The sequence below is a fragment of the Tardiphaga sp. genome, from assembly GCF_025356345.1.
Classification (GTDB): Bacteria; Pseudomonadota; Alphaproteobacteria; order Rhizobiales; family Xanthobacteraceae; genus Tardiphaga.
In genome coordinates this window covers 1-9,027 of sequence record NZ_JANXTC010000303.1, presented here as the reverse complement: position 1 = coordinate 9,027, position 9,027 = coordinate 1, and the positions used below count along the sequence as shown (strand labels likewise).

Sequence of the window (9,027 nt, the reverse complement as noted above, 5' to 3'; positions counted from 1 at the left end):
ACGGCACCGCGGCGAGGAATGCATCGAGCTCGGCCGCGTCCTGCGTCATGCCCTCATATTTGTCCCATTCATGGCCCGGCTGGATGTGCTGGTTCTCGCGCCACTTCTCCATCTGGGTCGGCGTCATCAGCCCGGCATGATTATCCTTGTGGCCCTGGAACGGCAGGCCGACGCCCTTGATGGTGTAGGCGATGAAGCACACCGGGCGATCATGGTCGATCGCCTCGAACGCCTCGACCATGCTGGCCATATCGTGGCCGCCGAGATTGGACATTAACGCCAGCAACTCGTCATCGCTGCGCGCCTCGATCAGCCGCGACAGCGCGCCCTGATCCCCGATCTCGTCAAGGATGCGCTTGCGAAACGCCGCGCCGCCCTGAAAACATAGCGCCGCGTACATCTGGTTCGGACAATTATCGATCCAGTCCTTCAGCGCGACGCCGCCCGGCTCGGCAAAGGCGGCCTGCATCAGCCGGCCATATTTCACGATCACCACGTCCCAGCCGAAATTGCGGAACATGGATTCGAATTTTTCCCACAGCCCTTCGCGGACCACGGCATCAAGGCTCTGCCGATTGTAGTCGACGATCCACCAGGTATTGCGCAGACCGTGTTTCCAGCCCTCCAGCAGCGCCTCGAAAATATTGCCCTCATCCATCTCGGCATCGCCGACCAGCGAGATCATGCGGCCCTCGGGCCGGTGCTTCATCCAGCCATGGGCGCTGACATAGTCCTGCACCAAAGAGGAGAACAGCGTCTGCGCCACGCCGAGCCCGACCGAGCCGGTGGAGAAATCGACGTCGTCGATGTCCTTGGTGCGCGACGGGTAGGATTGCGCGCCCTTGAAGCCGCGAAAATTTTCCAGCTTTTCCCGGGTCTGCTGGCCGAACAGATATTGGATGGCATGAAACACCGGCGAGGCGTGCGGCTTCACCGCGACGCGGTCTTCCGGCTTCAGCACCGAGAAATACAACGCCGACATGATCGTCGCCAGCGACGCCGACGACGCCTGATGGCCTCCGACCTTGAGGCCATCCGTGCTGGGGCGCAAATGATTGGCATTGTGAATCGTCCAGGACGACAGCCACAGCACCTTTCGCGCCAACGCGGTCAGGGTCTGCAGGCGGTGGGACTCGATCGGCATTTCGCCCTCGCTGGTTCGGCTTGTTGATTGACGGCATTCTAACCGCGCTGACCTGCAAAACTTACCAATTTAGCGCGACATGGCTGGCCATCCTGGGATAAACTGTCTGTCAGACCCTCAATTTACCGGATTTATTCCAATGCCTTCGCTTGACGCCATCGACCGAAAAATCCTCGGCGTGCTGCAGATGGACAGCCGCGTCACCATGCAGGAGCTCGCCGAAAAGGTCGGATTGTCGATTTCGCCGTGCCACCGCCGCGTCAAATTGCTGGAGCAGCGCGGCATCATCACGCGCTACATGGCGCTGGTCGACCAGAAGGCCGTCGGCCTGCCGGTCAGCGTGTTCATCTCGATCAAGCTGGTCCGGCAGAAAGAAGAGGACCTCACCCGCTTCGCCAAGTCGATCTCGAAGTGGGAAGAAGTACTGGAATGCTATCTGATGACCGGCAATCGCGACTACCTGCTGCGCGTCGTCGCCGCCGACCTGTCATCCTATGAGGCGTTTCTGAAAAACAAGCTGACCCGGCTCGACGGCATCGCCTCGATCGAATCCAGCTTCGCACTGAGTCAGGTAAAGTACACGATCGCATTGCCGGTCTGAAGGCCAATCACGGCCCTCGGATAGACTAGCCGGCCCGCTTCACCTCGAAATACTCACGACCACCGCTGACCAGACTGCGGTAATGCGCGATCGGTTGCGGGCGGCCGATCAAATAGCCCTGAACCTCGGCGCAGCCCTCGGCGGTGAGAAATGCCAGTTGGGCTTCGGTCTCGACGCCTTCCGCGATCATCGGCAGGCCAAGCGAATGGCCGAGCCCGAGAATGGCATGGATGATGGCCGCCGATTGCGGATTGTCTTCCAGGCTGGCGATGAAGGTCTGGTCGATCTTGATCTTGTCGAACGGAAACGACTGCAGATAGCTCAGGCTGGAATAGCCGGTGCCGAAATCATCCATCGCGACGCGTACCCCGAGGGCCTTGATCTGGCGCAGGATCGCGATGGCACGGGCGAAATCGTCGATCAATATGCCTTCGGTGATCTCGATCTCCAGGCGGGCCGGGCTCAGGCCGGTCTCCGACAGCACCGCAGCCAGTAGAGCTGGGACGTCGCTGCGCTGGAAGTCGACCGGCGACAGGTTGATCGCGATCGCCAGTTGGTTCGGCCAGCTTACCGCCTCACGACAGGCCGCGCGCAGCACCCATTCGTCGATGGTGCTGATCAACCCGGTCTCCTCCGCCAGCGGAATAAAGACGCCGGGCGAAACCATACCGTGCAGCGGATGATGCCAGCGGATCAGCACTTCGAAACCGACGACGACGCCATTGGCGGTGGACTGTGGCTGGTAGTATAATTCAAACTGCTTGTTCTCGATCGCCACAACAAGATCGCGCTGCATCAACCGCTTCTCGCGGATCTGCCGGTCCATCGCGGCTTCGAAAAAGCGGATGGTACCGCGGTCCTCGGCCTTGGCGCGGTGCAACGCCAGATCGGCATGGGAAACCAGCGTCTCGACATCGGCGCCATCCTGCGGATAGACGCTGATGCCAATGGTACAACGGACCTGAACCATCTCGCGTCCGATCTGCAGCACGTTATCGAGCACCGCTGACAACCTGACGCTGAGATCCTCCGCGGTCTGCAACTCCGGTCCCAGCAGCGATACGATCGAAAACTCGTCGCCGCCCTGCCGCGCCAGAAAGGCGCCGTGGCAGGCCACCTTGATGCGCTTCGCCAACTCGGTGAGCACGGCGTCGCCAACCACCTGGCCGTAGACATCGTTGATTTCCTTGAAGCTGTCGATATCGGCGCGAACGACTGCGAACGAGCCCTGCCCCGCGGCGGCCTGTTCGAAGATCCGCGTCAAGTGTTCGTTGAAGGCGAAGCGGTTCGGCAGATCGGTCATCGCGTCGTAGCGCGCCAGATGAACGATGCGCGCATCGCGCAGCTTCTGCTCGGTGATGTCACCATGGGTCGCCAGCCAGCCGCCATTATTGGTCGGCCGGAATTGTACATTGATAATTCGTCCGTCCGGCAATTCCGCCGTGTAGGTCGCCGGCTTGCGGTTGGCGACGGCCTCGCGAAGCATGGCTTCGTAGAGATCCGGTTCAACAAAGGCCGTGCCGGCTGCCTTGCGTAACGCCAGCACCTGCTCAAACGTCGCGCCGACGAACATGCGCGCCGGCGCAATTCGGTACATCCGAAGATAGCTGTCATTCCATAGCTCGACCCGGCCCTCGACATCATACATGCACAGTCCCTGGGCCATGCTGTTCAGCGCGGCGTCAAGCTGCATGCCGCGCAGGCCGATGCCACGTTTAGTTTGGCGGTCGGACATGGCGCCGATCAGCCCGGCAAGCACCACCGCCGCCGTGAAGGCGGCGATAACGGCGGAAAGCGCCACCGGTGACGGCAGGTCCTTGTCATCGACGACGTTCGCCTGGCGCAGCAGATCGACCGCGCCCATGCCGGTTAGATGATGCAGACTCACCGCCAGCGTCAGCAACATCGCTGCCAGCAACAGCCGCATCGGACTGTAGCTGTGCTGGGCCATCACCATCGCTGCTGCGCCGAGCAGAATGCTCAGCAGGATCGACGCAATGACCAGATCCGGGATCCAGACAATGACCGCGGGAATGCGTAGCGAGGCCATGCCCATATAATGCATGCAGGCGATGCCAGCCCCGACCATCGCGCCTCCGGTCAGCCCTCCCTGCCGCCCTCCCTTGAACAGGGCGATGGCGAAGCCGGCCGTTGTCATCACCGTCGCGGCAACCAGCGAGCAGGCCGTAATCAGCAGATCATAGCGAATGTCGAAGCCCGGCAAGTAAGCGAGCATGGCGATGAAGTGCGTGGCCCACACGCCGCAGCCGGTCAGCACACCGGTAAGCATCAACCAGACGAGCCGCGAACGGCCATCGGCGGCACGGGCACGCCCGAACATATTGACGGCGGCGAGACTGGTGAGGAAGCAGACGCCAACCGCCAACAGCACCAGTCGCCAGTCGCCAGTCGTGCTCCGTTTCGAGACAATTCCAAACTCTGAACATGACCATACCAGCGCGGTTCGCGCGTTTCAAATATACCGCACGCCGCGTTCGCAAGGTCACAACGTCGCATCAAGCCCGGTGCATGCCGCGCGTTATTTTTATACCCCGATAAATCATCAGTGCTTTAGGATTTTTTACCTCAGTCCCCCGCATTGAGGGAGAGAGGGGTGGCTTGGCGCAGTTCCACCATGACCTCGTCAAACGCTGGGATAGGGCTCGGCAGGTATCAGCACTTGCGCCCGCCGGACGCGTTCGCGGTGGGCCGTATAGAGCCCGCTGGCAATGATGATGGCGGCGCCGCCATAGGTGAATGCATCCGGCACTTCGCCGAAAACAAAGAAACCCAGCAGCGCAACCCATACCAACTGGACGTAGGAGAACGGCGCCAGCACCGACGCGTCGGCGTAGCGAAACGCCATCACCACGATCCAGTGCCCGGTGGTCGAGGAAACGCCGATCGCCACCCCGAGTGCGATCTGTTGCCAGTTCGGCGGCACCCAGTAGAAAGGTACCAGCACGCTCATGATGAGAAAGCCGACGATGGCGGAGTAGGCCATCGTGGTAATCGCGCGATCGCCCCCCGTGATCTTGCGCGTCAGAACCAGGGCCACGGCCCAGCCGAGCGCCGACAGGATCGGATAGATCGCGGCGGGGTCGAAGGCCGACGTCCCCGGCCGTACAACGACCAGCACGCCGACCAGGCCGGCGATGGTCGCGATCCAGCGCCGGATGCCGACCTTCTCGGCGAGAAACATGATCGATAGCCCGGTGACGAACACCGGCGCAATGAAAGCGGTCGCAGCCGCCTCGGCGATCGGGAGATAGCCAAGCCCGATGATGAAGAAGATCGACGAACCCAGCAGCGCCAGGCCACGAAACACCTGCAGCAGCGGGCGGGTCGAGCGCATCGCCTTGCCCGAGGACGGCGCCAGCACCATCGGCAACAGGATCAGCACGAACACGAAGAACCTCAGCCAGGCGATTTCGGCCGCCGGCAAGCTACGCGCGAGATACTTCGCCATGGCATCGGAGGACGCCAGAAACACCGTCGAGCCGATGATCAGCAGAATGCCCAGCAACGGCTTGTCGGTATGTCGATGCGCCAGCGCGGGAACAGCAAGCTTCGGCGGCGGCACATGGCTTGTCACTTCGGAACCGATCGTGTGGCTGGCAACGACGCTCACCGCGCACCACGGGAGCCGAATCGAATGCGAGATCACAAAACGATGATCGCGCAAGGACGACAAGTCCCGATATCGGGATTCGGATATGCGCCTTGCCTGAACCGGGATTCGAAACACGGCCCCGGAGTTCGCAGTGCAGCGCAGCAAGGCCCCCGGTTCGACTTCGGTCGCTACAGCATCGGCAGGCTTGCGGGCTCGCGTCCGCGCGGAAATGCCCGGTCGATCCCGGCAATGTCGTCGGGACTGAGAAGGAGCGTGCCGGCTGCGGCATTGTCGGCGGCGTGCGCCTCCGAGGAAGCCTTGGGAATTGCGAGGACCGAGGGGCGTTGCGTCAGGAAGGCCAGCGCGACCTGGCGCGGCGTAGCCTGATGCGCCTCGGCGATCTGCTGCAGCGCCCGTCCGCCGGGGGCGCGCGGGGCCGGAAAATCATTATGGCCGAATGGCGAATACGCCACCACCGCGACGTTGTGCTGCTCGCACCAAGGAATAACCCGGTGTTCGACCGCCCGCTCCTGCAAATGGTACAGCACCTGATTGCAAGCGATGGTTCCCTTGCCCGCGACCACGATTAATTCGGCAAGGTCGCCGGCATCGAAATTACTGACGCCCCACGAGCGGATCTTGCCCGCGCTTTTCAGGTCCTCGAGCGCGGCGACGGTCTGCGCCAGCGGAGTCTGGCCGCGCCAGTGCAGCAGATAGCAATCGAGCCGGTCGGTCCGCAGCCGCTTCAGCGAGCGCTCGCACGCCACGACGGTGCCGCGCCGCGAGGCGTTGCCCGGCAGCATCTTGGACACCAGGAACACCTCGTCGCGCCGCCCAGCGATCGCCTCGGCCACCACCGGCTCGGCGTCGCCGTACATTTCCGCGGTATCGATGTGGGTCATGCCGAGATCGAGACCATGGCGCAGCGCGGCGACGGCTTTGCCGCGGTCACCATGGTCGATGTACCAGGTGCCCTGCCCGATCACGGACACGCTGGCGCCTGTTGCGCCGAATGTGTGCTGCCGCACGCTTGTCTCCTCCGCGCCGCGGAACGCAGCGCGAGGATGGACTCTAGCGCATCGAGACCGCGATGTCGCGATAAGGAGAAGGCCGCCGAATCGTCATTCCGGAGCGCGAGCGCGCCAGCGAGAGCGAACCCGGAATGACCGTTTGGGGCGGGACGACGGCGGAGGCGTCAGTGGCTGATCATCCATGGCCGTGCGGTTGGAAAGCTCCTGGCACCGGATCGCGTCTGCTTCACCAACCGCGACGGCTTCTTGCCCGAGCAGCAACCGCAGCCGGCACCATGCGCGGCCTTGTATTCCGCGGAACTTTTCGGCGCGTGGCGGCTGCGTTCGTTGGTGGCATGGGCCTTGCGCTTGTCGGAGGGCATGCAGAAAAACGCCGGCGCCGTCAAAATGACGCGCGGCGCCTCGACGTCGCACTTCGGGCAGTCGTGCGGCGCGTCGCATTCCGCCATCGGCCGCATCTCGGTAAACGGACCACAATCGTTGCAGAGATATTCATAGACCGGCATTTGATCTCCTTGCGGTCATTCCGGGGCGCCAGCGCGTCAGCGCGAGCGAACCCGGAATCCCGAGATGGGACGATGAACATTTCGAGGTTCCGGGTTCGCGGTCGGCTGACGCCGTCCGCGCCCCGGAATGACACGTCACTTGTCCTGCGACAGCGGCATCTGGATCGAACCGTCAATATGCTTGATCGGCCCCACCGAGGACGGGTTGATGTCGAAGTCGAAGATCTGCGTCGGCAGCCACAAAGTGGCGCAGGCGTTGGGGACGTCGACGACGCCGGAGATGTGGCCCTGCACCGGCGCGGTGCCGAGGATCGAATAGGCCTGCGCGCCGGAATAACCGAACTTCTTCAGATATTCGATCGCATTCAGGCAGGCCTGGCGATAGGCGATGTGGACGTCGAGGTAATGCTGCTTGCCTTCCTCGTCGACCGAGATGCCCTCGAAGATCAGGTAGTCGTTGTAGTTCGGCGTCATCGGCGATGGCTTGAACACCGGGTTCTTGATGCCGTATTTCGACACGCCGTCCTTGATGATGTCGACCTTGATGTGCAGCCAACCGGCCATCTCGATGGCGCCGCAGAAGGTGATCTCGCCGTCGCCCTGGCTGAAGTGCAGGTCGCCCATCGAGAGGCCGCCGCCGGGCACGTAGACCGGGAAATACACCTTGGAGCCGCGCGACAGATCCTTGATGTCGCAATTGCCGCCATGTTCGCGCGGCGGCACGGTGCGCGCGCCCTCGGACGCGGCCTTGTCGCGGGCGTCGCCCTTGAGCCGGCCCATATGGGCGGTCGGACCGAAGGGCGGATTGGCAAGGCCCGGCACCCGGGTCGGGTTGGTGTCGATCAGCGCCTGCTCGCGCTCATTCCAGGTCGCCAGCAATTTCGGATCCGGCAGGCAGCCGATCAGGCCGGGATGGATCAGGCCGGCGAAATTCACGCCCGGGATGTGGCGCGACGAGGTGTACATGCCCTTGAAGTCCCAGATCGACTTCTGCGCCAGCGGGAAGTGATCGGTGAGAAAGCCGCCGCCATTCTGCTTGGAGAAGAAGCCGTTGAAGCCCCATTGCGAGTCCTTCATCGGACCGATATCGAGCAGATCCACCACCAGCAGATCGCCGGGCTCGGCGCCCTTGACGCCAATCGGGCCGGACAGGAAGTGCACGATCGAAAGATCGATGTCGCGCACATCATCCGCGGAATCATTGTTCTTGATGAAGCCGCCGGTCCAGTCATAGGTCTCGACGATAAAATCGTCGCCGGGGTTAACCCAGGCCACCATCGGAATATCGGAATGCCACCGGTTGTGAATCATGTCGTTGTCGTAGGCCGACTGCGTGAGGTCGACCTTGATCAGTGTATCCGCCATTAAATGCTCCCTGGGTTACTCGGCTTGGTGGTTGGAAATTCTAGACCGACAGATATTTGGCGATCTGTCCGGCATCGATGCCGACCCGCATCTCGTCGCGGACGATTTCGCCATTCTCGATCACCAGCACGCGGTCGGCGACGTCGAGGGCGAAGCTCAGCACCTGTTCGGAGACGATGATCGACAGGCCCTTGGTGTCACGGATGCGCTTCAGCGTGCGGGCCATGTCCTTGATGATCGAGGGCTGGATGCCTTCGGTCGGCTCATCCAGCAGCAGTACCTTGGGCTTGGTGGCGAGCGCGCGCGCGATGGCCAACTGCTGCTGCTGGCCGCCGGACAGGTTGCCGCCGCGACGGTCCTTCATCTCCAGCAGCACCGGAAACAGTTCATAGAGATCGCCCGGCACATTCTTCTCGCCGGACACCACAAGGCCGGTCTCGATATTTTCCTTCACCGTCATGTGCGAAAAGATCATGCGGCCCTGCGGCACATAGGCCAGCCCCCTGGCGACGCGTTCGTAGCTCTTCAGCCCGCTGATCTCGCTGCCCTGCATCGACACCGATCCGCTCCTGGTCGGCACGATGCCCATCAACGATTTCATCAGCGTGGTCTTGCCCATGCCGTTGCGGCCCATGATCGCGACAATCTCGTTGGGCTGTACCGCGATGTTGAGGCCGTGCAGCACCTCGCTCTGGCCGTAAGCGACATGAAGATCATTAATGGCAAGCATGGTGGTCCCCTCGGCATTCAATCGATACGACGCTCTG

7 protein-coding genes and 1 pseudogene are annotated in these 9,027 nt (G+C 62.4%); 1 reads left to right on the top strand and 7 read right to left on the bottom strand.

Annotated features, from left to right (window positions below; all coding sequences use genetic code 11):
* A pseudogene (locus Q0S16_RS18605) lies at positions 1-1,144 on the bottom strand (transketolase); the annotation flags it as partial.
* A gap of 139 nt (positions 1,145-1,283) precedes the next feature.
* On the opposite strand from Q0S16_RS18605, the gene Q0S16_RS18600 reads away from it, so the two are divergent.
* Complete coding sequence (locus Q0S16_RS18600) at positions 1,284-1,745, top strand: Lrp/AsnC family transcriptional regulator (protein ID WP_295851241.1); 462 nt, start codon at positions 1,284-1,286, stop codon at positions 1,743-1,745.
* A gap of 25 nt (positions 1,746-1,770) precedes the next feature.
* Here Q0S16_RS18600 and Q0S16_RS18595 read toward each other — a convergent pair whose 3' ends face one another.
* From Q0S16_RS18595 to urtE, 6 genes are all read right to left on the bottom strand, one after another.
* Entirely contained in the window at positions 1,771-4,137 is a 2,367-nt protein-coding gene (locus Q0S16_RS18595) for an EAL domain-containing protein (protein WP_295851240.1), read from the bottom strand.
* A gap of 252 nt (positions 4,138-4,389) precedes the next feature.
* Positions 4,390-5,298 carry a DMT family transporter gene (locus tag Q0S16_RS18590; RefSeq protein ID WP_295851243.1) on the bottom strand — a complete coding sequence of 303 codons (909 nt, stop codon included), beginning with the start codon at positions 5,296-5,298 and terminating at the stop codon, positions 4,390-4,392.
* Positions 5,299-5,546: 248 nt separating this feature from the next.
* Positions 5,547-6,386 carry an aldo/keto reductase gene (locus Q0S16_RS18585; RefSeq protein WP_295851239.1) on the bottom strand — a complete coding sequence of 280 codons (840 nt, stop codon included), beginning with the start codon at positions 6,384-6,386 and terminating at the stop codon, positions 5,547-5,549.
* A 167-nt stretch (positions 6,387-6,553) separates the two neighbouring features.
* The gene (locus tag Q0S16_RS18580; RefSeq protein WP_295851238.1) at positions 6,554-6,895 is read right to left on the bottom strand and encodes a zinc ribbon domain-containing protein; all 342 of its coding nucleotides are present in this window, start codon (positions 6,893-6,895) and stop codon (positions 6,554-6,556) included.
* Positions 6,896-7,030: 135 nt separating this feature from the next.
* Complete coding sequence (fmdA, locus tag Q0S16_RS18575) at positions 7,031-8,260, bottom strand: formamidase (protein WP_295851237.1); 1,230 nt, start codon at positions 8,258-8,260, stop codon at positions 7,031-7,033.
* A gap of 40 nt (positions 8,261-8,300) precedes the next feature.
* A complete protein-coding gene (urtE, locus tag Q0S16_RS18570; protein WP_295851242.1) occupies positions 8,301-8,990 on the bottom strand; it encodes an urea ABC transporter ATP-binding subunit UrtE in 690 nt (229 codons plus the stop codon).
* Between the last annotated feature and the right edge of the window lie 37 nt (positions 8,991-9,027).